At 61.8% G+C, this 23,182-nt stretch carries 24 protein-coding genes; 10 read left to right on the top strand and 14 right to left on the bottom strand.

The features are described 5' to 3' along the window. Positions 1 to 9 precede the first annotated feature (9 nt). Both J3456_RS14725 and J3456_RS14720 read left to right on the top strand, forming a co-directional pair. Positions 10 to 588 carry a TRAP transporter small permease subunit gene (locus tag J3456_RS14725; protein WP_067622577.1) on the top strand — a complete coding sequence of 193 codons (579 nt, stop codon included), beginning with the start codon at positions 10 to 12 and terminating at the stop codon, positions 586 to 588. Then, positions 588 to 1,979, top strand: a complete 1,392-nt coding sequence (locus J3456_RS14720; RefSeq protein WP_067622574.1) for a TRAP transporter large permease — start codon at positions 588 to 590, stop codon at positions 1,977 to 1,979. Before J3456_RS14725 ends, J3456_RS14720 begins: the two co-directional genes overlap by 1 nt. A 286-nt stretch (positions 1,980 to 2,265) precedes the next feature. Here J3456_RS14720 and J3456_RS14715 read toward each other — a convergent pair whose 3' ends face one another. After that, positions 2,266 to 3,360 carry a TRAP transporter substrate-binding protein gene (locus tag J3456_RS14715; protein ID WP_067622572.1) on the bottom strand — a complete coding sequence of 365 codons (1,095 nt, stop codon included), beginning with the start codon at positions 3,358 to 3,360 and terminating at the stop codon, positions 2,266 to 2,268. 242 nt (positions 3,361 to 3,602) lie between these two features. On the opposite strand from J3456_RS14715, the gene J3456_RS14710 reads away from it, so the two are divergent. Genes J3456_RS14710 through dctP form a run of 3 tightly spaced genes read left to right on the top strand, consistent with a single transcriptional unit; the run spans position 3,603 to position 6,525 of the window. Further along, positions 3,603 to 4,103 carry a TRAP transporter small permease subunit gene (locus tag J3456_RS14710; RefSeq protein WP_067936149.1) on the top strand — a complete coding sequence of 167 codons (501 nt, stop codon included), beginning with the start codon at positions 3,603 to 3,605 and terminating at the stop codon, positions 4,101 to 4,103. Positions 4,104 to 4,119: 16 nt separating this feature from the next. Further along, a complete protein-coding gene (locus tag J3456_RS14705; protein ID WP_502989511.1) occupies positions 4,120 to 5,415 on the top strand; it encodes a TRAP transporter large permease in 1,296 nt (431 codons plus the stop codon). Positions 5,416 to 5,436: 21 nt separating this feature from the next. Next, positions 5,437 to 6,525 carry a TRAP transporter substrate-binding protein DctP gene (gene dctP, locus J3456_RS14700; protein WP_349580878.1) on the top strand — a complete coding sequence of 363 codons (1,089 nt, stop codon included), beginning with the start codon at positions 5,437 to 5,439 and terminating at the stop codon, positions 6,523 to 6,525. Positions 6,526 to 6,630: 105 nt separating this feature from the next. Here the strand turns inward: dctP and parA are convergent, their stop codons facing one another. From parA to J3456_RS14635, 13 genes are all read right to left on the bottom strand, one after another. Then, positions 6,631 to 7,269, bottom strand: a complete 639-nt coding sequence (gene parA, locus J3456_RS14695; RefSeq protein ID WP_132445442.1) for a ParA family partition ATPase — start codon at positions 7,267 to 7,269, stop codon at positions 6,631 to 6,633. 93 nt (positions 7,270 to 7,362) lie between these two features. Then, entirely contained in the window at positions 7,363 to 8,097 is a 735-nt protein-coding gene (locus tag J3456_RS14690) for an amino acid ABC transporter ATP-binding protein (protein WP_349580877.1), read from the bottom strand. Further along, the gene (locus J3456_RS14685; protein ID WP_349580876.1) at positions 8,094 to 8,768 is read right to left on the bottom strand and encodes an amino acid ABC transporter permease; all 675 of its coding nucleotides are present in this window, start codon (positions 8,766 to 8,768) and stop codon (positions 8,094 to 8,096) included. Before J3456_RS14685 ends, J3456_RS14690 begins: the two co-directional genes overlap by 4 nt. 3 nt (positions 8,769 to 8,771) lie before the next feature. Further along, positions 8,772 to 9,530 (bottom strand): amino acid ABC transporter substrate-binding protein, encoded by a 759-nt coding sequence (locus J3456_RS14680; protein ID WP_349580875.1) that lies wholly within the window; start codon positions 9,528 to 9,530, stop codon positions 8,772 to 8,774. 244 nt (positions 9,531 to 9,774) lie between these two features. Continuing rightward, positions 9,775 to 11,130: a sigma-54-dependent transcriptional regulator gene (locus J3456_RS14675; RefSeq protein WP_349580874.1), complete on the bottom strand. Its 1,356-nt coding sequence runs from the start codon at positions 11,128 to 11,130 to the stop codon at positions 9,775 to 9,777. 17 nt (positions 11,131 to 11,147) lie between these two features. Beyond that, entirely contained in the window at positions 11,148 to 11,273 is a 126-nt protein-coding gene (locus J3456_RS14670; RefSeq protein ID WP_259950196.1) for a hypothetical protein, read from the bottom strand. A gap of 31 nt (positions 11,274 to 11,304) precedes the next feature. Next, positions 11,305 to 12,504: a formate dehydrogenase subunit gamma gene (locus tag J3456_RS14665; protein WP_349580873.1), complete on the bottom strand. Its 1,200-nt coding sequence runs from the start codon at positions 12,502 to 12,504 to the stop codon at positions 11,305 to 11,307. 66 nt (positions 12,505 to 12,570) lie between these two features. Beyond that, positions 12,571 to 13,164: a formate dehydrogenase FDH3 subunit beta gene (gene fdh3B / locus J3456_RS14660; protein ID WP_067266580.1), complete on the bottom strand. Its 594-nt coding sequence runs from the start codon at positions 13,162 to 13,164 to the stop codon at positions 12,571 to 12,573. 12 nt (positions 13,165 to 13,176) lie between these two features. Further along, positions 13,177 to 16,164, bottom strand: coding sequence for a formate dehydrogenase subunit alpha (locus J3456_RS14655; protein WP_349580872.1), 2,988 nt, complete (start codon positions 16,162 to 16,164; stop codon positions 13,177 to 13,179). A gap of 102 nt (positions 16,165 to 16,266) precedes the next feature. Then, positions 16,267 to 16,479 carry a twin-arginine translocation pathway signal protein gene (locus J3456_RS14650; RefSeq protein ID WP_067935401.1) on the bottom strand — a complete coding sequence of 71 codons (213 nt, stop codon included), beginning with the start codon at positions 16,477 to 16,479 and terminating at the stop codon, positions 16,267 to 16,269. Positions 16,480 to 16,544: 65 nt separating this feature from the next. Continuing rightward, positions 16,545 to 17,153, bottom strand: a complete 609-nt coding sequence (locus tag J3456_RS14645; RefSeq protein WP_349580871.1) for a TorD/DmsD family molecular chaperone — start codon at positions 17,151 to 17,153, stop codon at positions 16,545 to 16,547. Next, a complete protein-coding gene (locus tag J3456_RS14640; protein WP_349580870.1) occupies positions 17,150 to 17,791 on the bottom strand; it encodes a DUF3306 domain-containing protein in 642 nt (213 codons plus the stop codon). The genes J3456_RS14645 and J3456_RS14640 overlap by 4 nt, the downstream gene beginning before the upstream one ends. Next, positions 17,788 to 18,327 (bottom strand): DUF3305 domain-containing protein, encoded by a 540-nt coding sequence (locus tag J3456_RS14635; protein WP_067941244.1) that lies wholly within the window; start codon positions 18,325 to 18,327, stop codon positions 17,788 to 17,790. Before J3456_RS14635 ends, J3456_RS14640 begins: the two co-directional genes overlap by 4 nt. Positions 18,328 to 18,708: 381 nt before the next feature. Here J3456_RS14635 and J3456_RS14630 point away from each other — a divergent pair, with 381 nt between their 5' ends. From J3456_RS14630 to J3456_RS14610, 5 genes are read left to right on the top strand one after another with little or no spacing between them, the layout of a single operon-like run. Further along, positions 18,709 to 20,673 (top strand): 4Fe-4S binding protein, encoded by a 1,965-nt coding sequence (locus J3456_RS14630; RefSeq protein ID WP_349580869.1) that lies wholly within the window; start codon positions 18,709 to 18,711, stop codon positions 20,671 to 20,673. A 26-nt stretch (positions 20,674 to 20,699) separates the two neighbouring features. Continuing rightward, positions 20,700 to 20,903 carry a DUF6494 family protein gene (locus J3456_RS14625; RefSeq protein ID WP_067628701.1) on the top strand — a complete coding sequence of 68 codons (204 nt, stop codon included), beginning with the start codon at positions 20,700 to 20,702 and terminating at the stop codon, positions 20,901 to 20,903. Positions 20,904 to 20,908: 5 nt separating this feature from the next. After that, on the top strand, positions 20,909 to 21,979 hold the full coding sequence (apbC, locus tag J3456_RS14620) for an iron-sulfur cluster carrier protein ApbC (RefSeq protein ID WP_349580868.1): 1,071 nt from the start codon (positions 20,909 to 20,911) through the stop codon (positions 21,977 to 21,979). Beyond that, positions 21,976 to 22,692 (top strand): biotin/lipoate--protein ligase family protein, encoded by a 717-nt coding sequence (locus J3456_RS14615; protein ID WP_349580867.1) that lies wholly within the window; start codon positions 21,976 to 21,978, stop codon positions 22,690 to 22,692. Before apbC ends, J3456_RS14615 begins: the two co-directional genes overlap by 4 nt. Beyond that, positions 22,689 to 23,174, top strand: coding sequence for a DUF6505 family protein (locus tag J3456_RS14610; RefSeq protein ID WP_067628709.1), 486 nt, complete (start codon positions 22,689 to 22,691; stop codon positions 23,172 to 23,174). Before J3456_RS14615 ends, J3456_RS14610 begins: the two co-directional genes overlap by 4 nt. The last annotated feature ends 8 nt before the right edge of the window (positions 23,175 to 23,182 follow it).

Raw genomic sequence — 23,182 nt, 5'->3', positions numbered from 1 at the left:
GGGGACAAGGTGCGTTTTTTAGCAGCAATTGCCAGAGTTATATGCGCGGTGAACTTATTCATCGGCAATCTCTTCTCATGGCTCGCACTCGGCATCGTGTTGGTCTGTTTCACCGTGGTCGTGCAGCGCTATCTTTTCGCGATCAGCTTCGTTTGGATGCAAGACCTTTATATTTGGCTAAACGGCGCGATGTTCACCGCCGTGGCCGGTTTTGCCCTGCTGCGCGACGACCACGTGCGCGTCGATATCTTTTACCGCCCCGCCACGATGGCGCGCCGCGCGCTGATCGACCTGATCGGCGTAGTCGTTTTTCTGCTGCCCTTCTGCTGGATCGTTTACACCTATTCGATGCCCTTCGTGACACGCGCTTGGGGCTATCAGGAAGGGTCCGCCAATGTGGGCGGCATGCCGGGGCTTTATATTCTCAAAGCCTTTATCATCGGCTTTGCATTTCTACTCGCAATTCAAGGGATTGCATGGATCATCCGCTCCATCCTCGTGCTCAGCGGCAATGCTGAGCTGGTGCCCAAATCCATGCAATACAGCCGGGACCAAATCCCCGCAGACCATCCGCAGGGAGCCGTTTGATGGATCCGATTTTGATTGGCGAGATGCTCGCCGCGCTTATGTTCTTTGGCGTGATCGGCTTTTTGCTATTGGGCTTTCCGGTTGCCTTTACCCTCGCTGGCGTGTCCCTGCTTTTCGGGGCCGTTGGCATTGGCTTCGGCGTTTTTGACCCATCGAACTTCGGCTCGCTGCCGAACCGCTACATCGGCTTTATGACCAACGAAGTGTTGGTCGCGGTGCCACTTTTCATTTTCATGGGGGTGATGCTGGAACGCAGCCAGATCGCCGAGCAACTTCTGCTCACCATGGGCAAACTCTTTGGCAATATGCGCGGCGGTCTTGGGATTTCCGTGGTGCTGGTGGGCGCGATGCTTGCGGCCTCTACCGGGGTTGTGGGGGCCACGGTGGTCACCATGGGGCTGATCTCTCTGCCCGCGATGCTGCGGGCGGGCTATGATCCCAAACTTGCGACCGGGGTGATCTGTGCCAGCGGGACATTGGGCCAGATCATTCCGCCGTCCACCGTGCTGATCTTCATGGGCGACATGCTGTCGGGCATCAACTCTCAGGTGCAGATGGCCAAGGGCAACTTTGCCCCGACGCCGGTCTCGGTGGGGGACCTTTTTGCCGGGGCCCTGCTGCCGGGCATTTTGCTGGTCTCGCTTTACCTGAGTTATGTCTTGTTCAAAGCCGCGACCGCGCCGGCCTCTTGCCCCGCGACGCCGGTTCCTGCGGATGAGAAAAGCCAGTTGGTCCGGGATTTCTTTGTGGCCCTCGTGCCGCCGCTGTTGCTGATCCTCGCCGTGCTGGGCTCGATCCTCGGGGGCATTGCCACCCCGACCGAGGCGGCCTCTGTCGGGGCGGTGGGCGCAATGGTGCTGGCGGCGCTGCGTTGGCGCCTGTCCTTCCGCATTCTGCGGGAGACGATGATCGCCACGGCCACAATCACCAGCATGGTCTTCATTATTCTGCTGGGCGCCTCGGTCTTTTCCATCGTGTTCCGCATGATGGGCGGCGACAATCTGGTGCATGAGTTCCTGAGCAACCTGCCCGGCGGCCCCTTGGCGGCGGTGGCGGTGGTGATGATCATCATGTTCTTCCTCGGGTTCATCCTTGATACTTTTGAGATCATCTTCATCGTGATCCCGATCACCGCGCCCGTGCTGTTGATGCTGGACATTGATCCGATCTGGCTGGGCGTGCTGGTGGGGGTGAACTTGCAGACCTCCTTCCTCACGCCGCCCTTCGGCTTTGCGCTATTCTATCTGCGCGGGGTGGCTCCGGCGGATCTGCCGACCAGTGCGATCTACAAAGGCATCCTGCCGTTTGTGATGTTGCAGGTGGTGGCGATTGCGATCCTCTTCGCCTTCCCGCAGATCGTGACCTGGCTGCCGAAGCTGATCGCCGGGTAAGACGGCGTTTTTTTCAGAGCAAAGGCCCGGTGGAAACGCCGGGCCTTTTGCGTTTGAGCGTTCAGGGCATCGCCCTCCCTGGGGGGCGAACGGAAACGTCAAAAGATGCTGATACAGGGCAACAACCGCCACCAAGATGGCTGTCGAGAGGTTGCAAAATCGCCCTCCGGGGGGAGGGAGGGCGATGCCCGGTGTGCCACCGGGCGGGACAGAGCTGAGAGCGCCGCCCGCAAATAAAAAGGCCCGGCGTTTCCACCGGGCCTTTCCACATTTCTGAACGCGAAGCTTAGTACTTCAAGAACTTCTGACGCGCCTGAACGTAGGGGCTGTCGATGTTCTCGGTCCGGGTGCGGACGAGGTTCAGCGCTTCGACGAAGCTGTCGGCGGTCTTCTTGACCAGTGGGTCGTCGCTGTTGCGCAGTTCTTCGACCACTTCGACCGAAGCTTTGGCACCGGCTTCCATGATGTCGTCGGGGAAGTTGCGCACGGTCACGCCATGCTCTTCCTGCAGCGTTTTCAACGCACGGGGGTCGTTGGCGTAGAAGTCGGCGGCGACTTGGTCGTATTCCGCTTGGCTCACATCGCGGATGATCGCCTGCAGGTTCTCGGGCAGTTCCTGATACTTCTTCTTGTCGACGACAAGCTCGGTCGCCAGACCCGATTCCACGAAGGACGGCATGTAGTAGTTCTTGGCCACCTGATGGAAGCCGAGCGCCAGATCGTTGTAGGGGCCGACGAATTCCGCAGCGTCGAGCGTGCCCGATTGCAGCGCTTGGAAGATCTCGCCCGCGGCCATGTTGGTCACGGTTGCGCCGAGCTTCTCCCATACGCGGCCACCAAGGCCGGGCGTCCGGAAGCGCACGCCTTTGACATCATCAAGGCTTTTCAGCTCATCTCGGAACCAACCACCAGTTTGCGTGCCGGTGTTGCCCGACAGGAAGCCCTGAACGCCGAACTGGTCATAGATCTCGTCCCAGATTTCCTGACCGCCCATGTAACGCATCCAGGCGGTGAGCTCGGGCGTGGTCATGCCGTAAGGAACGCCGGTAAAGAAGGACAGCGCGGGGGATTTGTTCTGCCAGTAGTAGGCGGCACCGTGGCTCATCTCGGCGGTGCCGTCGATCACGGCGTCGAGCGATTGCAGCGGCGGCACCATCTCACCGGCCGAGAAGACCTGAATGGTCAGTTCGCCACCCGAAGCGGCGGTGATCCGGTCGGCCAGACGCTGCGCGCCGACACCCAGACCGGGGAAGTTCTTGGGCCAAGTGGTGACCATGCGCCACGTGATGTTGCCCTGTGCAATAGCGGGCGCCGCAAGTGTCGTGGCGGCGGCACCTGCCCCCATCACACCAGCTTTGCGGATAAATGAACGACGATCCATGTTTTTCCTCCCAAACGGATATTTGCTAAGCCTCCCCCGACGTCGATGCGGAGGGCTCTGCGCAGCAGATAATCGTCGCTTTTCGAAAATGTCCATGGCTTAGGCAAATTGAAACCTCTCCTTCTGGACAAACTCTCCCCACGCCGCATACGTAGTGCTACTTAAAGCAGCATTATTATTGGTCTTTTGCCTTGTTTTTGGCAGAAAGGCCAATAATGTGCGAGCTGCCAGGGAGGGCTCAGATCTTGATAAAATTCATCGACCAGATGAACGAATTCGTCGGGCGCATCGTGTCGGTCGTCGCCGTCATTTTCGCCGCAATCATCATCTATGACGTTTTCATGCGCTATGCGCTGAATGACCCGACCCGCTGGGCTTTTGACGTTACGAAACAGTTATATGGCTTCTATTTCGTGATGCTGGGCGGCTATGCGCTGCGCCATCAAGCCCATGTGCGGGTCGATCTGATCACCGAAACCCTTGCCCCCACCCTACGACGCTGGGTCGAAGCGGCGGGCTATGTGATCTTTTTCTTCCCCTTCGCGTGGATCTTCACCACCCGCTCTTATGAATTCGCCATGCGCTCCTATGCCCAAGGTGAGACGACATATGGCTCCGTGCAGCTGCCGGTCTATCCGCTGAAAATGGCCATGGCGCTCGCCGCCGGTCTTTTGTTGCTACAAGGCGTGGCTGAATTTTTGAAACTCGTACTTAACCGTCAGGAACTGCCCCGTGACGCCTGAACTCATTGCACTCACCATGTTTGGCCTGCTTTTGCTGGGCCTTTTCATGGGCCACCCGCTGGCCTTCGTTCTGGGCGGCACCGCCGTCTTGGGCGCTGTCATCGCTGGCAAGCCCATGGTGCTGGGCATCGTCATCAACCGGATTTTCGGCGATGTTCTCGACAACTTCACGCTGATCGCGATTCCGCTGTTCATCTTGATGGCGCGGTTCCTGTCCGATTCGGGCGTGACGGATAAGATGTTCGAATCGCTTCGGCTTTTGATGTCGAACATCCGCGGCGGTCTGGCGCTGGCGGTGGTCTTCATCTCGATCCTGCTGGCCGCCACCACCGGCATCATCGGCGCGTCGATCACTGTGATGGGCGTGATGGCCCTGCGCCCGATGCTGCAATATGGCTACAGCCCGACACTGACCACCGGCGTCATCGCGGCCTCCGGCTGTCTGGGCATTCTGATCCCGCCGTCGATCATGTTGATCCTCATGGCCTCCTATTCGCCCCTGTCGGTGGGCGAGCTTTTCGCCGGTGCGATGGTGCCGGGCGTCGTGCTGGGGCTGCTCTATGCGGTATGGGTCTTTATCGTGGCCGTGGTGCGGCCCGACATGGCCCCCGCGGTTGAGCCGGATGAGAAGATCTCCAAACCCGCGCTTGTGCGTATGCTGCTGATCGAAGCCGTGCCACCGCTGGTGCTGATCCTTGGCATCCTTGGCTCGCTTCTGGCGGGCATCGCCACGGCGACCGAAGCCTCGGCCATTGGCGCGGCGCTGGCTCTGCTTATCGTGATCATGCGCCGCAAGTTCACATGGGCGAGCTTCTATGGCGCGATGTTGGAGACGGGCCGTACCTCGGCAATGATCCTCTTTATCGTCATCGGTGCGACGGCCTTTACCGGTGTGTTCAACATCACCGGCGGTCTGCGCGCCACGCAGGAGATCATCCGCAACCTCGACATGGCGCCTTGGCTTTTGATCGCTATGATGATGTTCATCGTCTTCATCCTCGGTGCCTTCCTCGACTGGACCGGCATCGTGCTGCTGTCCTTCCCGATCTTCCTGCCCATCGTGCAGGAGATGGACGTGAGCCTGTTGTGGTTCGTCGTCCTGATGTCGGTGGTCTTGCAGACGTCCTTCCTCACCCCGCCCTTTGGATATGCGCTGTTCTACCTGCGCGCCATTGCGCCGCGCGAGGTCAAGACGTCGCATATCATCGTCGGTGTGCTGCCGTTCATCGGGTTGATCCTGATGATGTGTGTGGCCATCGCACTGTTCCCGCAGCTTGTCACGTGGCTGCCGGAAACGCTCTATACAAAATAAATCAACGGAGGAGAGAATATTATGAAACTGAAATCAACACTTGCCGGTCTGGCGCTCTGCGCAGGCTTTGGCACGCAGGCCGCGGCCCAAGACAACTGGACCATGACCACCACATGGCCCACCTCGCTGGAACTGATCGAGATCGACAAACACTTTGTTGATCTGGCCAACAAGCTGACCGGCGACGACCTGACCATCGAATTCTTCGAAGGCGGCTCGCTCGTGCCCGCAGGCGAAGTCTTTGGCGCCGTGGAATCCAACACCGTGCAGGCTGGCGCCGACTGGCCCGGCTACTGGGCCGGCCGCAACTCCGCCTTCTCGCCGCTGGCGACCACGGCGAGCCTGTTCAACGCGGTTGATTACGTCAACTGGATCGAACAATGGGGCGGCAAAGAGCTCTATAACGAGATCTACGGCAAGTTCGGCATGGTCTATCTGCCCTACGGCGTGACCAACAACGAATCCGGTTTCCGCACCAATGAGCAGATCGTCACGCTGGAAGACCTTAAGGGCAAACGTCTGCGTCTGTCGGGTCTTGAGCAGGGTCGTCTGTTGGAGAAACTGGGTGGCTCTCAGGTTTCCATGGCCGGTGGCGAAATCTACCAGTCGCTTGAGCGCGGCGTGATTGATGGAGCCGAATTCTCGACCCCCAACGTCGACTTCTCGGGCGGTTTCCAGCAGGTCACCAAATACTGGGCGACACCGGGCTGGCACCAGTCTGCGTCGATCTTCGGTGTGATGATCAACAAAGGCGCGTGGGACGCGCTGTCGGACGAAACCCGCGAAGCGCTTGAAATCGCGGCACAAGCCAACCTCGTCTGGTCGCTCTCCTTCACCGAGAAGCGCGCGACTGAAGCCTATCAGCAGTTCCTCGATGCGGGCATCGAGATCAACCGCTACGACGATGAGACGCTGACAACCGTTCAGGAAATGGCCAACGAGACCATCGAAGAAACCGCCTGTGAGAACCCCGATTCCGCAAAGGTTTACCTGAGCCAGTTGGAGTATCTGAACGACTACGCCAAATGGCGTGACGCTTCGGCGCCGTTCAACTTGGGCCGCACGCCCAACGGCCCGGACATCGAAAAAATCCGCGCCTGCGCGGAGTGATCTGAGCCTATCGGTTCTAACGGAAAGGCCCGCCAAATGGCGGGCCTTTCTACGTTCGCAGGGGCTTGATTTGTACCCCGGCAGAGTTAACCCCGCCAGCCGGGATTACAGTTCAAGAATACCTGCGACCTCTTGCGCCAACGCGCGGACTTCATCCGCGGCGGGGCCGGACTTTTTCGCCTCGACCACACCCAGACCCCGGCCAAGGGCATCGGCGTAGATCACTCTGTTGGCCAGCGACGCGTCAAGCCGCCCGGCCCCAAGCTCGGCCACCGACTTGGCCACGTCATCGCCGACCCGCGTGCCGGCGCGGGTACGGTTCATCACGATATGGGTCGGTTTCTGCGCCCGCTCGGCCAAATCCAATACGTCATGGGTTGCCCAGACATCGGCCTGACTGGCCGATACCGGCACCAGCACCAAATCCGAGTCGCGCAGGACCCAACGCACATCGCTATCCGCCTTCGGGGGCGTATCGATGAGAATGACATCAGCCTCGTTGCCGACCGTCCGGATGGCGCGGGATATCCCATAGGGGGTCGCCGTGGCGAACTTCAGCTTTGGATCAAGCCCAAGCATCTCCTCGCGAATGTCGAGCCACTTGCCAAGGCTGCCTTGAGGGTCCGTATCCAACAGGCCCACGCTTTTGCCCGCTGCCAAATAGGCAATCGCCAAGTTCGAAACGAGGGTGGTCTTGCCTGCCCCACCCTTTTGTTGGGCTACACAGATAATCCGGGCGCTCATTTGCCAAGCCTTCAATAGGTTCTCTGCACCGCAGCATAGCGGGCCATCCCGGTAAAAGCGACAAATACCTCGCGACAGGCGCGCGGTGCCCGCCTAGCCCTCAACGCGCTTGAGAAACTTTTGCAATCGCGCATCCTTCGGCGCGCTGAAAATCTCAGATGGCGGGCCGCTCTCTACGATTTTGCCGCCGTCCATAAAGATCACCCGATCCGCGATCTCGCGGGCGAACTGCATCTCATGGGTCACGATCAGCATGGTTTGCTTGCGCTCTGCCACCGCGCGCATCAGGTCCAGCACCTCACCGACCCATTCAGGATCAAGCGCCGAGGTCGGCTCATCGAATAGCATCAACTCGGCCCCAAGCGCCATCGCGCGGCCGATGCCGACACGTTGCTGTTGCCCGCCGGACAGTGCTGCGGGGAAACTGTCGGCCTTGTCGGCCAATCCAGTCTCGGCCAAGACCGAAAGCGCGCGCTGCTCGGCCTCATCCTTGGAGCGTTTTTGCACGGTGACAAGCGCCTCCATGATGTTCTCTTTCGCCGTCTTGTTGGCGAACAAGGCGTAGTTCTGAAACACCATCGCGGTCCGACGGCGCAGCGCCAGAATGTCGGCCTTGCGCGCCTTTGCGGCGTCAACCGTCACATCGCCGATGCGAATGGTCCCCGCCTGCGGCACGTCAAGGAAGTTGAGACAGCGCAGCAGGGTCGATTTGCCCGTGCCGGAGGGGCCGATGATGACCACGCGCTCGCCTTCGGCAATCTGCAAATCAATGCCATTGAGGACCGGCGCGCCGCCGAAATGTTTGGTCAGGCCAGTGATATCGATCATCGGACGAACGCCTTGTTTAGATAGGTTTCAAGCCGCTTTTGCATCTGGCTAAGTGCTTCGACAATGACCCAATAGATCATCGCAACAACGAGATAGGCCTCGAAATAGAGAAAGCTGCCCGCCGCCTCTTTCTGGGCCGCCCCCATCATCTCGGTCACGCCGAGGGTAAAGGCCAGCGAAGTGCCTTTGATCATGTCGATGAAATAGTTGACCAATGTGGGCGCGGCGATCCGGGCGGCTTGAGGCAGGATGATGCGCCACATCATCTGGCCTTGGGTCATGCCGATGGATTGCGCGGCCTCCCATTGGCTGCGGTCGACCCCCATGATCGCGGCGCGGATGCTCTCGGCCATATAGGCCGAGAAATGCAAGGTCAGCCCCATGATGGCGGCGGTCACACCGTTGATATCCGACAGGAATGACAGCACCTGCGGCAGGCCAAAGTAGAACAGAAACAACTGCACCAGCAGCGGCGTGCCGCGGAAAAAGCTGATGAAGATGATCACAAACCAGTCGAGGACGGGCACTTTGGCGACCCGTTCGACAGCCAAAAGCGAGGCGAGGATGAGTGCACAGACCATCCCCGCCACCGCCATGAACAAGGTTAACGGTACATAGCCCAATATGACGGGCACCAGCCCCAGCATGTAGTCAAGGTCTAGCGCCCGCATGGGTTACTCCGCTTTGGTGATGTCAGTGCCGAACCATTTGTCCGAGATTTCGGTCAGTGTACCGTCTTCGCGCAGGGACTCCAGTGCGGTGTCGACACGGTCCCGGAGGGCGCGGCCTTCGTCATTGTCTTGGAACGGCAGCGCGTTGCGGATTTCGGAGAAAGGCTTGCCAGCTAGTTGGAGCGGCAGGGGGCTTTCCTGAATCAGCTGGGCAGAGGAAACCCGGTCCATCACGAATGCATCCACCCGGCCAAGCGCGGTGTCTTGGGCGATGTTGGATTCATAGGTTTTGATCTCGATCTCATCTGCAAAGTCGAGCTCGTTCAAAAGCTGCTCAAAGTTGGAGCCGAGGTTGACCGCCACGGTTTTGCCGCGCAGGTCTTCGACGCCGCCGATCTCTTCGTTGCCCTCTTTGGTCACCACCTGCGCGCCATCAAATACGTAAGGCGCGGTAAAGGCGAACTTTTCCTCACGCTCTGGCGTGATGGTGATCTGGTTGGCGATCGTGTCGATGCGGCCTGCGTCCAGCGCGCCGATCAGACCGGAAAAGGCCATGGTTTCGAATTCAACATCAAAGCCTGCCTCTTCGCCGACAGCATTCATCACGTCGACTTCGAAACCCTGAAGCACGTCCTGCTTAACGAAGGTAAAGGGGAAATAGCCGCCCGACATGCCCACGCGGAGCGTTTCATTGTCTTGGGCGAAGGCTGCGGTGCCAGAGACCGCGGCGAGCGCGGCGGCGGTAACGATCTGTTTCAGCATTGAATTTACTCCTGTAACGCTTGAGCATCAGATGTCACCGGGCGCCGCCCGCTTCAACACCGTTGCTGAAACAGGAACGTTTGACGGGCGGGATCGGTTCAGATGGAATGGGAGCATTGACCACGGGGCTTGCGCGGATCGAATTTCCTATTGAGGCCCCAGCGGCGGAACGTAATTCCCGCCAGCCATAATGAAATCCGCAACCGCGGAACAGATATGCGCAATTCACATAGCTTTGCGCCCCTCAAAGCGCGTCGATATCCAGCCCTTCAGCGGCCCAAGCGGCAAGCTTGCGGTCGACGGTTTTGCGAGAGACACCCAATCGCCGCGCGGCTTCGGCCCGGTTGCCGCCCGAAAGATCAAGAATGTGCAGCATGTGGCGCTGTGTGACCAGTTCGAGATCCTCGATTGCCCTTGGCCCATCGACAGTGCCGTGCCCCGCAAAGGCTTCGGGCAGGCTGCCGAGGATGACCGAGCGCTCGATCAGATTTCGCAATTCTCGCACGTTGCCCGGCCAATCGTAGCGCCGCAGCTTGAGCAATGTCTCGGCATCCAACCGCAGCGCAGGCATGCCAAGCGCGGTCGAGAATTGCTGCATGAACATCGCCGCCAGTTCGACGATATCATCCGAGCGGTCCTTGAGCGGCGGCATTGCGACTTCGACAACATTCATGCGGTGATAAAGGTCTGCGCGGAAACGCCCCTCCTCCACCGCTTTGGGCAAATCGGCATTTGTGGCGAAAAGGAACCGAAGGTTCAGCGGAATTTCCCGCTCGGCCCCATCGGGCCGGATGCGTTGGTCTTCCAATACCCGCAACAGGGCCGCCTGCAACTGCTCCGGCATCTGCGCCACTTCATCAAGGAACAGCGTGCCGCCATCGGCCAAGAGGAACAGCCCCGGCTGCAGGGTTTCGTTCCCCTCCACCGCGCCGAAGAGTTCCGGCACGATCCGATCCGGCGTGATGGCGGCACAGTTGACCGCAACGAAAGGATGGTCGGCGCGGTCAGACATCTGGTGCAATTGCCGCGCGGCCAACTCCTTGCCGGTGCCGCTGGCCCCGGTGAAAAGCACCGGCGTCGGGACCGGGGCAAGGCGGTTCAGCATCCCGCGCACCTTCGACAGGGCCTCGGACTTGCCAAGCATCTGCACCGCTGCCCCGCCCTGCAATTCACGCCGCAACAGCGTGTTGTCGCGGCGCAAGTTCTTGCGGTCGAGCGTGCGGGAAACGGCGCCGAGGATTTGGTTCGCCCGGAAGGGTTTCAGCACGAAATCACTGACGCCCGCGCGCAGCGCGGCGATGGCGGTTTCCAGATCGGCATAGGCGGTGATCAGAACCGTGTCGGCGTAAAACCCTTTGCGGCGCTGCTCGACCACCCATTCCAGCCCAGTTTTGCCGGGCATGACATTGTCCAGAACAACCACATCGAAATGCGCCTCGTCCAAGAGTTTGGTGGCCTCTGCAGGTGACGCGGCCTGTGCCACGCGCTTGACGCGCGGCTCCAAAATCTTGGTCAGGAAATGGCGCATTCCCGGTTCGTCGTCGATCACAAGGATCGACGCGCCTTCGAGCGTGCCGCCGTATTCATCGCCTGCCGCCATGATATGCCTCTTCGGTGTCAGTCCAACCGGACGTTTTCACCTGAATAGACCTCAGCCGAGGAAAAGCCTATCTCATGCAGTCCGAAATAGGCCACAACGCCGATCACCGCGACGCCCAGAAACCCTGCCAGCATGGCTTTCATTGCGCGTATCCTTTTATCTGAACGCCGCCCATCATTCTGCGGGGGTCCGCTTGTCATCTTTGACCTCATCGAGCCAGAGCGAATGGTGCTGCTCGGCCCAACGTTCATCAACCTCGCCGTTGCCCATGGCGTCAAAGGCGCCCTCCATACCGAGTGTCCCGATATAGATGTGCCCCAAGATCACCGCCATCATCAGAAAGCCGATGATCGCGTGCCAAAGCTGGGCATATTGCATTTCCGCATGCGGGGTCAGATCGCCCTGAAGCGGACCAAAGCCTGCGGCTTCGGCCATGCCGATGTCATTAATAAGATTGAACGTATGGCCGAAAAGCTGGATCTCAAAGGGAAACAGCAGCGACAGCCCCGAGAGCGAGACCGAGAAGCCCAGCAGGATCACGGCCCAAAAGACGATCTTCTGCCCGAAGTTGAACTTTTTCGCGGGCGGGTGTTTGTCGCCGATGAAACCGCCGCCTTGCTTGATCCAAACCCAATCGGTCTTGTTCGGGATATTGTGCCAAATCCACATCACAAAGACCATGACGAGCGCAATCATAAAGGCCCATGACACGTTGTTGTGGATGAACTTGGACCCGGTCAGCAGTACCGAGTTGAATTCATGCCCCAAGAGCGGAATGACCACCTTGCGGCCAAAGAGCGTGGCCAACCCTGTCAGCGCGAGCAGGATGAAGGACCCGGCCAGCATCCAATGGGCAAACCGTTCAATCGCTTTGAAACGGGTGATGGTACGCCCGACCTTGCCGCCTTCGATGCGGATTCGCCCCCGCAAGAGATAGAACAGCAAGAGCACGGCCAGCGTCCCGGCAAGAAGCCAAGCGCCGTAGGTGGCCAGCGGCCCCTCGCGGAACTGCTGCCACCACATGCCGTTGTCTTGCACCAAGACGCGGCCCGTCTTGTTCATCGTGCTGACGCGCACGGGCAATTCGTTATAGCGGATGCCGCGCCACAGGTCCGGGTCCGAGCGCCCGCCGAGCGGGCCAAGGCCCGGCACCGTAGCGGCGTCACCCCCCAGATTGTTGCGCCGGAATCCGTCGTCGATCTCGGCGCCGTTTTGGCGGCGTTCGATGTCGGCCAAGTTCTGCGCCCCGCCGGTGCTGGTGCGGTCAATGGCCGAGGGGGTCGCGTTCTCGGGCAGGCGCACGTCCTGCGCCGTGGCGCTGACCGGCAGCGCGGCCAAGGCGAGAATGAAAAGAGCCATCAGGTGGCGCAGCATGGGAAATCCCCCGGCTAGACAAATATGGAGAAAAGGGGCGGCCCGGTCAGGCCGCCCCGAAAGCCGTTACTGGCCTTTTTGCTCGTAAGCCGTGCCCCAGCCCCAAGCGCCGGAGCCAAAGCCGCGTGCGACGACGCGCTCGCGGTAGATGTCGGAGACCATGTCCCCGTCACCGGCCAGCAGCGCCTTGGTCGAACACATCTCAGCGCAGATTGGCAGTTTGCCTTCCGCGATCCGGTTGCGGCCGTACTTCTGGAACTCCGCCTGAGAGTGGTTTTCCTCGGGGCCACCGGCGCAGAAGGTACATTTGTCCATCTTGCCGCGGCTGCCGAAGTTGCCGGCCTGCGGATACTGCGGCGCGCCGAAGGGGCAGGCGTAGAAGCAGTAACCGCAGCCGATGCAGAGGTCCTTGGAGTGCAGCACGATGCCATCGTCGGTCTGGTAGAAACAATCCACCGGGCAGACCGCCATACAGGGCGCATCCGAGCAGTGCATACAGGCGACCGAGATCGAGCGTTCGCCCGGTTGGCCGTCCTGAATGGTCACCACGCGGCGGCGGTTGATGCCCCAAGGGACTTCGTGTTCGTTCTTACAAGCCGTTACACATGCGTTGCATTCAATGCAGCGCTCGGCATCGCAGAGAAACTTTGCTCTTGCCATTCTCTTGTCTCCTTACGCTGGCATAATCTTGCAGAGAGTCGCTTTGGTCTCCTGCATTTGCGTCACTGAATCGTAGCCGTAGGTCTGAACCGTGTTGGTGCTTTCGCCCAGAACAATCGGATCGGCCCCATCGGGGTATTTGTCCCGCAGGCTGACGCCGCCCATGTGCCCGCCGAAGTGGAAGGGCATGAAGGCCACGCCTTCGCCCACCCGCTCGGTGACCATGGCCATCACCTTGATCTTGCCGCCCTCGGGCCCTTCGACCCAAACGTCGGACCCGTCGCGCACGCCGAGGTTATTGGCGTCACGGGTGTTGATCTCGATGAACATGTTCTGCTGAAGCTCGGCCAACCATGGGTTCGACCGGGTCTCGTCCCCGCCGCCCTCATATTCAACCAAGCGGCCAGAAGTGAGGATGATCGGGAATTCCTGCGAGAAGTCGTTCTTTTGGATCGACGCATAAAGCGTCGGCACCCGCCAGAAGGTCTTGTCTTCGTAGGTCGGATAATCCGCCACCAGATCCCGCCGGTTGGAATAGAGGGGCTCGCGGTGCTTTGGCACCGGGTCCGGGAAGGTCCAGACCACGCAGCGGGCCTTGGCGTTGCCGAAGGGCGCGCAGCCATGCTCGATCGCCACCCGCTGGATACCGCCCGACAGGTCGGTCTTCCAGTTGATGCCGCCAACTTGGGCCACATAATCGGAATCGATCTCACCCTGTTGCGAGGTTTCGCCGACTTCCGCCTGACCGTCATCCGCGTTCTCAGGCGCTTCGTAGCCTGCGACTGCTTCGATGATGCGCCGCTCATCGGCTGTCAGATCACCGTCCCAGCCCAGATCCATCAGCATCTGCATGGTGAATTCTGGATAGCCGTCCTTGATTTCGGAGCCTTTAGAGTAGACGCCCTCAGCCAGCAGGTTCTCACCGTCACGTTCCACACCGAAACGGGCGCGGAAGGTCAGACCGCCTTCGGCCACCGGCAGCGACATATCGTAGAGGTTCGCCGTGCCGGGGTGGTTCATCTCGGGCGTGCCCCAGCAGGGCCATGGCATGCCGTAGTAATCGCCATCCGCCGGGCCGCCATTGGCACGCAGAGTGGTTTTGTCGAAGGTGTGCTGGTTCTGCATGTGCATCTTCATCCGCTCGGGGCTCTGCCCGGTATAGCCGATGGTCCACATGCCTTTGTTGAACTCGCGCGTCAGATCTTCGACGAGCGGCTCTTCACCGTTCACTTCGATGTTGCGGAACATGCGATCCTCAAAGCCGAACTTCTTGGCGAACTTATAGAGGATCGTGTGGTCGGGCAGGCTCTCAAACAGCGGCTCGACAACTTTTTCGCGCCACTGGAGCGAGCGGTTCGATGCGGTCACGGAACCGGAGGTTTCGAACTGCGTACAGGCCGGGAGCAGATAGGTGTTGTCGGTCCGATCGTGCAGAACGGCGGAGACGGTTGGGTATGGGTCGACCACGACCAGCAGGTCGAGCTTTTCCATCGCCGTTTTCATCTCACCCTGACGGGTCTGCGAGTTCGGCGCGTGGCCCCAGAGCACCATCGCTTTGGTGTTGTCGGGCTGCTCAAGGTTCTCGCGTGCTTCAAGCACACCGTCGATCCAACGCGACACCGGGATGCCGGTGAGGTTGATCATCTTCTGCTCTTCGCCTGCGCCATCGGTCCAAGCGGCGAAGCGGCTCTGGATCCATTCCAGATCCTCACCCCAAACCCGCGCCCAATGCGCCCAAGAGCCATCGGAGAGACCGTAGTAGCCCGGCAGCGTATCGGCCAGAACGCCAAGGTCGGTCGCGCCCTGCACGTTGTCGTGGCCGCGGAAGATGTTGGTGCCGCCGCCGGCGGTGCCCATGTTGCCCAAGGCCAGCTGCAAGATGCAGTAAGCGCGGGTGTTGTTGTTGCCGTTGGTGTGCTGCGTGCCACCCATGCACCAGATCACGGTGCCGGGGCGGTGGTTGGCCAGCGTCCGCGCGACGCGCTGAAGCTGTTCGCCGGGCACGCCGGTGACGCGCTCAACCTCATCGGGGGTCCAGTTGGCGACTTCCTGACGGATTTCATCCATGCCCCAAACGCGGGTGCGGATGAACTCCTCATCCTCCCAACCGTTCTCGAAGATATGGTAGAGGATACCCCAGACCAGCGCCACGTCCGAGCCGGGACGCATCCGCACATATTCGTCGGCATGGGCCGCGGTGCGGGTGAAACGCGGATCGCAGACGATCAGCGGTGCGTTGTTCTCTTCCTTGGCTTTCAGCACGTGCTGCAGCGACACCGGGTGCGCCTCGGCGGGGTTGCCGCCGATGATGAAGATCGCGCGCGACTTGTGGATGTCGTTGTAGCTGTTGGTCATGGCGCCGTAGCCCCATGTGTTCGCCACGCCCGCCACGGTGGTGGAGTGACAAATCCGCGCTTGGTGGTCGACGTTGTTGGTGCCCCAATAGGCGGCGAACTTGCGGAACAGATAGGCTTGTTCGTTGGAGTGTTTCGCCGAGCCGAGCCAATAGACCGAATCCGGGCCGGAGGTGTCACGGATCGACAGCATCTGGTCGCCGATCTCGTTGATCGCCTGCTCCCAAGAAATCCGCTGCCATTCGCCGCCGACTTTCTTCATCGGGTATTTCAGACGGCGCTCACCATGGGCGTGCTCACGGACCGAAGCACCCTTGGCGCAATGCGCGCCGAGGTTGAAGGGGCTGTCCCAACCGGGTTCTTGACCGAGCCAGACACCGTCCGACACTTCGGCGATGACGGTACAGCCGACCGAGCAATGGGTGCAGACGGATTTCTTGATTTCCATCTTTCCGCTGACGGCTGCGGTGGCGGCTGATGCCTGTTGCACGCTGCCCGCGGTGCCTGCGATTGCCGCAAGCCCGCCGATGGCAAGGCCCGAACCGCGCAGGAACGCGCGCCGGTCAATACCGCTGCGCGCCACATCGGACATGATGCCTGTCCGCTGCGCAGACCGCGCGACCCCATTGGTCTTTTTCCTCAACATATCTTCACTCCCTATGCGCGGGCTGGTCCCCGCCTGAGGTGGCTATTGAACGGCGGGCGGTTTCGCCCTGCCAAGTTTCGGGGCCGGGCCCCTGTTATCTGGTCAGAACCGCGCGGCGGCGTAGTAGGCGCGCGTGTGCTCGGTGTCTTGGATACGGTCCGACGACAGGTCGGGGGCTTGGGCCGCTTCGGCCTCGGTCCCTGTGGTGGCCACGGCAACGGCGGCCAAGGGCGCGGCGGAGCCCGCGAATTTCAGGAAGTCGCGCCGGTCCTTGCGAACGGGTGCGTCGGTGGTACCCTCTGGCTTGCGTGTCATCTTCTCTCTCCTGTTACGTCTCTTGTTCGGGGGCGCGCGGCCCCGCCTGTCTCATCGCGGTGGGTCTAGTCGTCTTTGCTGAGCCGGAAGGCTTCGGCTTCAATCTGCATGAAGGCACGGCCAATTTTGCCCACGGGGGCATAGAAGACCGAGTTTTTCGCGCCTTCGAGGTCGGCAAAGAAGTGCCCGGCCCAAGGGGCGATATGCCGATTGAAAAAGGTCTTTTGCTGCGCCAGCGTCGCGGGGGACGCGAAACGGCCCGCGATCATCGCGCCCATCATTTCCATCAGCGACGCGATGTTGTCTTCGGGCTCAAACACATTTGCCGCCCGCTCAAGCCCGCGTGCAACCATATCTTGGCGCAGGGTGGCCAGCGGTTTTTCATTGAGAAATCCGGTGAGGTAAAAGCTCGCATAGGGCAAAAGCTCGCCCCGGCCCAGCCCGATGAATAGACGGTTGAACTCACTCTCGGCACCCGAGGGTTTGGTCTTGGCGGCGAGTTTCGACAGCGTCTTGAAGCCCTGCCCCAACTCGCTGTCATCCCCCGACAGACCCGCACATTGATCCAGCAGCATCTGATCCGGCGGTCCGGCAAGGATCAAGCCCATGAAGTTGTAAAGGTCCGCGCGCAGGCGGTCTTCTTCGGGCAGGGGCGTCGCGGCCAATTGGGTCATGCGCTGCTACCTTCCATGTCCTGTGCCAGATCGCTGGCGAAGTGAAACCGCATGCGGCGGTGGGTCGGCGCGGGCTGCGCCTCGGCGTCTTCTTCCGGGGCTGCATGATGCACCGCAAGAGGGGCATCTGGGGCCAGCGCCGTTTCGGTCCGGCGGGGGCCGGGCACGACGACATCATGGGTCGACGCCAGAACGGGCGCGTCATTGACGGCGCTCTCAACCGTCTCATCCGGTGCGTCGGCCTCAGCGGTCAGCACCTCTTCGACCTTCGAGACCATGCCGCGGCCCACTTGATAGATCGTGTTAACCGGTTTCCCAGCCGTCGCCGCCGCTGTGTAATCGTCGTCGTAATCGTTCAGCCCGTCAAGACAGGCGAGCACCGGGTTGGTTTTCCAAAAGCTGCGCAGCGCGCGGGTCTTGAGCCGTTGCGGCAGCTGCGCCTTGAGAAAGGCGCGCAACTGTTCGCCGCTCACCAGATCCTCGGGCGCGGGCAGATCGAACTCGGCCAGCAGGTCATCATCGCTGCGCTCGGCCAGCGCGGCTTCTTCAGCCTCTGCCACCTGCGCTGCGTGAACGCGCACTTCGGCTTCCGCCTCAGCCGCGACGGCGGCGCGGCGTTTCTGCCAAAAACCGCTCATGCCAGACGCTTTCGTTTCAGCGCGGGCGAGGCGTAGATGTCCGCAGGCTTTTCAATGCGCGGATCGCCGATCCCGTCTTGTTTAAGATCAGTGCGCAGACGATCCCGGCGGCGTTTGACGAAGGCTTCCTCTTGGTGGAACTCTTCGACGAACTCTTGCACCCATGCCAACAGACCCGGCGTCATCGCGACCTTTTCCACCACCTCTTCGGCGCTGTCGCAATAATCCTGCGCCTCATAGGGCGATGCCGTGACCAGCGCGAGTTTGAAGGGGCGGTCGGTCGCACCGGGAATGGGGCGCATCACAACATAGACACAAGGCACATCCGCGCCGAGCCCGTGGACATAGGCTTCGGTCTCGGCTCCGTGGAGGTCCAGCTTGAGCGTGGCGGCGTGGTACTCGACGATCTCGCCGTCGCGGCGCAGCTCGCGCCAATCGGCCTCCCCGGCACCGGGCAGCACGGCGGTCGCTTTCCAGCTCCACTTGGCCCAACGGGTCACCCCCGGCGCGCGCCGCAGTACAATGCCCAAGGGCATCGTCCGATACATTGTCGGGTTGTGAATCAAATTGCTCCTCCGTTTCAACGACCTTCGCCGCAAAGGCCGGTCCGGGGGAAGCGCTAATCCGCGCCAAAGCCCGAAAAACCCGGCTTTCGAGACAAGATGGCCCACCAGCTTGGCCCGTCAATGGCGCCTCGGCCTAATTGTCTAACTTGAGTATTTCGCTCAGAGAATGAGCGAATCGCAAATTTCGAATCACTGCCCCCGCAGACCGCCGTTTCTGCCTGCTTCACCACCTAGGAGCCGCACCGCCGCGCCGCGAATTTCGGTTGTAGGGGGTGGCAAATCCCGTCTAGCTTGGGGCCTCTGCCCTGCCCAGATGGGCTGCAGATTGACGTGCGAGATAAGGGAAAATTCATGGCCAAGACATTGATAACATGCGATTGTGCAGGGTCGCAGCGTATCGATTCCGATGCATTGGCCGAGCGCAGCGGTTTGGCGGTCGCGCCCCCCTGTTCGGCCCTCTGCACCACTCAGATCGACCGGGCGGCCAAGGCCCTGACCACCGGGGACGCAATTTTATGCTGCACCCAAGAAGAGCGGGTCTTTACCGAATTGGCCGAGGAATTGGGCCTGCCCCCTGCCCCCCTCTTGGACCTGCGCGACCGGGCCGGATGGTCGGATGACCCCCGCGACAAACTACCCAAAATGTCCGCCCTCGCAGCCGAGGCGCTTTTGGACGCCCCGGCAGAGAAAACCATCGATGTCGGCTCCGAAGGGCTTTGCCTGGTCGTGGGGCGCGGCCCGGCGGCGCTGGAGGCGGCGGCGCAGCTCAAGGATCACCTGAGTGTCACGCTGCTGATGGACGACGCGGTGACACAGGCCGCGGATAATCTACCCGAGGTGCGCGATTTTGACCTCATTTCCGGCAAGCTGCGCCGTGCCAAGGGCGCGCTTGGACAGTTCGAAGTGGTGATCGACGCGCTGCGGCAGGTCGACCCGCGTGGCCGGGGCCCGCTCAACTGGACCGCGCCGCGCGACGGCGCGCGCAGCCAATGTGATATCATCATCGACCTGCGCGGCGAGACCCCGCTGTTCCCGGCGCATGAAAAGCGCGAAGGCTACCTGCGCGCCGATCCCGGCCACCCGCCTGCCGTGGCCGCCGCCGTGCTCGCGGCCTCGCATCTCACCGGCACATTTGAGCAACCGCTCTATGTGCGGACCGAGCCGCTGCTCTGCGCCCATTCCCGCGCGGGGCAAACCGGCTGCACCAATTGTCTGGACCTTTGCCCCACTGGCGCGATCACACCCGACGGTGATCATGTTGCGATCGACCCGATGATCTGCGCGGGCTGCGGTGCCTGTTCCTCGGCCTGCCCCTCGGGTGCGATCAGCTATGACGCGCCGCCCGTCGATTTCACCATGCGCCGGGTGCAGACACTGGCGCGCGCCTATCTCGAAGCGGGCGGCGAAGCGCCGCGTCTGATGGTGCATGACGCCCATGGCGCCGAGATGATCCGCCTTGCCGCACGTCACGGGCGCGGGCTGCCTGCCGATGTGGTGCCGATGGAACTCGATGCGCTCGCCGCCTTTGGCCATGCTGAGGCGCTGGCCGCGCTCGCCGCCGGGTTCGCCCATGTCTCGCTTCTGCTTGGCCCCAAGGCCGACCGCGACGCGATTGAAACGCAGACCGCGCTGGCCCGCGCCATTGCGGGGGACGCGCGGATGTCCCTGATCGACACCCCCGACCCCGAGGCGCTGACCGACATTCTTTACGACGGCGAGGCCCCTGCCCCCGTTGCCCAGCCGGTGCGCCCCATGGGCAGCCGCCGCCAGATCGCGCGGCAGGCGGCGCGGGCGCTCAACCCCGAGGCCGAGGTGTTGGACCTGCCCGAGGGTGCGCCCTACGGTGCCGTTCTGGTCGACAAGGATGCCTGCACGCTGTGTCTGTCCTGCATGTCGCTCTGCCCTTCGGGCGCGCTTGGCGACAACCCGGACCTGCCGCAACTGCGCTTTCAGGAAGACGCCTGCCTGCAATGCGGGCTCTGCGCCAATGTCTGCCCCGAGGATGCGATCACCCTCGAGCCGCGCCTCGACCTGACTGAAGCCGCGCTGAGCCAGCGCGTGCTGAACGAGGAAGAGCCCTTTGCCTGCGTCGAATGCGGGAGCCTCTTTGGCGTGAAATCCACCGTGGAGAAAATCACCGATAAGCTGCGCAGCCATTCGATGTTTGCCGATGAGGCAAAACTGCGGATGATCCAGATGTGCGATGACTGCCGGATCAATGCGCAGTATCACAGCACCAACAACCCGATGACCGGCAATGAACGCCCGCGTCCTCGGACCACCGACGATTACCTCTCCAAACGGCGCGACCACTAGGCCGCCCCCAAGCACAGGAGCCACCCATGAGCGAAGACTTCAACATGTCGATGCGCAAGTTTCTCAAACAGGTCGGCGTGACCTCGCAGCAGGCCATCGAAAAGGCCATGCGCGACCATGACACCAGCGGCAAAGAGTTTGCGGTCAAGGCCGTGATCACCATCCCCGAACTGGGCCTTGAGCATGAGATCGACGGCACCATCGCCGGCGCGGACAAGGGCGAGGCATAAGCGACGTGACAGCCAGCAGGGAAGCGGTCCTGACCGCCTTGAAGACCGTGACCGATCCGGCCACGGGGACAGACATCGTGGCCAGCGGCGTGATGCGCGCGCTGAATGTGGATGACGCGGGCGCGGTGCGTTTCGTGATGGAGATCCCTCCCGCCCAGGCTAAAGCCTATGAGGAGGCCAAGGCGCAGGCAGAAGCGGCGCTGGCGCAGGTCGAGGGGGTGTCGAAAGTCTCCATCGTTCTGACCGGCCACAGCGAAAAAGCCCCGCCGCCCGACCTCAAGCCACAGCGCAAAGCGGAGCCAACCGGCCCGCAGAGGATCCCCGGCGTGGACCGCATCATCGCTATCGCCTCGGGCAAGGGCGGCGTGGGCAAATCCACCGTTTCCGCGAACCTCGCCTGTGCGCTGGCCGCCCAAGGCCGCCGGGTCGGGCTGCTGGATGCCGATGTCTACGGCCCCAGCCAGCCGCGCATGCTCGGCGTCTCTGGCCGCCCCGCCTCGCCCGATGGGAAAACCATCTTGCCGATGCGCAACCACGGCGTCACCATGATGTCGATTGGCCTGATGACCAACGAAGACCAAGCCGTGGTCTGGCGCGGGCCGATGCTGATGGGCGCGCTGCAGCAGATGATGACGCAGGTGCAATGGGGCGCGCTCGACGTGCTGATCGTGGACCTGCCGCCGGGCACCGGTGACGTGCAGATGACGCTGGCGCAAAAGGCCCATGTGGATGGGGCGGTCATCGTCTCTACACCGCAGGATGTGGCTCTGATCGACGCGCGTAAGGGCATTGATATGTTCAACCAGCTGAAGGTCCCGATCCTCGGCATGATCGAAAACATGTCGACGCATATCTGCACCAATTGTGGCCACGAAGAGCATGTCTTTGGCCACGGCGGTGTCGCCTCCGAGGCCGAGAAATGGGGCGTGCCCCTGCTCGCGGAAGTGCCACTTGATCTGCAGATCCGTCTCGCCTCAGACGGCGGTGCGCCGATCACCGTCAGCCAGCCCGACAGCAAACAGGCCGCGGCCTTTCACGCCATCGCCAAGCAACTCGTGGACGCTGGCGCCGCATGAGCGACCCGCTGTCCTTCCCCCCGCTGATGTCGGGCGAGGCGGTCGCGGGCGATGCGCTTGCCGCCGCCTGCGCCCGCGCGGCCGAGGGCTGCGACGCGGGTCTGATCACCTATCGGCTCGACGGGGCCGAGATGCAGGCGGCCCTGGTCTTTGCCCCCGAGGTGCCGCTGGCCCGCGCGGTGGCGATGTTGCCGCTTTGCGGGGTGGGCTTTCAAAACGCCCTCGGCGCGCTCTCGCCGCCTGAAATCGCGGTGCAACTGGAATGGAACGGCGGCATCCGCGTGAACGGCGCGACCTGCGGCTCGCTGCGGATGATGGCCTCGACAAGCGATCCGGCGGCGGTGCCCGATTGGCTCGTTGTCGGTTTCACCCTGCCGCTCTACCCCGCAAACGACCCTGACATGGCGCAAACGGGTCTAAACCCGGATCAAACCGCGCTCTATGCCGAAGGCTGCGCCGAGGTGCAGCCCCCTGCCCTTGTCGAATCCTGGGCGCGGCACACGCTGCACTGGATCAACCGCTGGGAAGACCTCGGCCCTGCGAGCCTACATGGCGAATGGCGCGGCTTGGCCTATGGGATCGACGAAGAGGTGACCGCGCAGGCCGCAACCGGTACATTCATCGGTGTCGACGAGGACTTCGGCATGTTACTGCGCGCGGGAGAGACGACCCGCCTGATCCCGCTCACCACCCTATTGGAGCCCGCACCATGACCCTCAAACTCGCCCGCGCGATCCATTTCGATGAGAGCGACCGCAACGTCTTCGCCTCGCCCGCCCGCACCGGCGAATGGTGCATCTCTGGCGGGTTCGAGTTTTCCGATTGGACCGAGGGCGATCTGACCGGCAAAGCCCGCCAAGCCTTCGCCAACGGCTGGCTCGGGCTCGAAACCTTCGGCCGCGTGACCTTTGTTGCCGTGACCCAGATCGAAGAAGCCGAGGTCGAGACCCTCGCCGCGCTGCTGGCGCAGCATTTCGTCACCTACTACGGTGCACCTTCGGTCGATGCCGCGCGGCCCGTGGCAAAAGAGGAGTTGGCCCAGATGATCGACCTCTGCGCCGATCACGCGCCCAACTGCCTGCTGACCGTGGCGCGAGAGTTGACCGACGCGGGCGTCCGTGAAAGCTTTCGAATGATCCAGCCGCAGGATGCAGGACTGGAGCAATTCGCGATCCACGGTGACCTGCCCGAGTGAACCACCCG

This window comes from Sulfitobacter sp. NFXS29 (genome assembly GCF_040148765.1).
Taxonomy (GTDB): Bacteria; Pseudomonadota; Alphaproteobacteria; order Rhodobacterales; family Rhodobacteraceae; genus Sulfitobacter.
The sequence above is the reverse complement of the archived record's forward strand: the minus strand, read 5'-3'. Positions and strand labels throughout refer to the sequence as shown.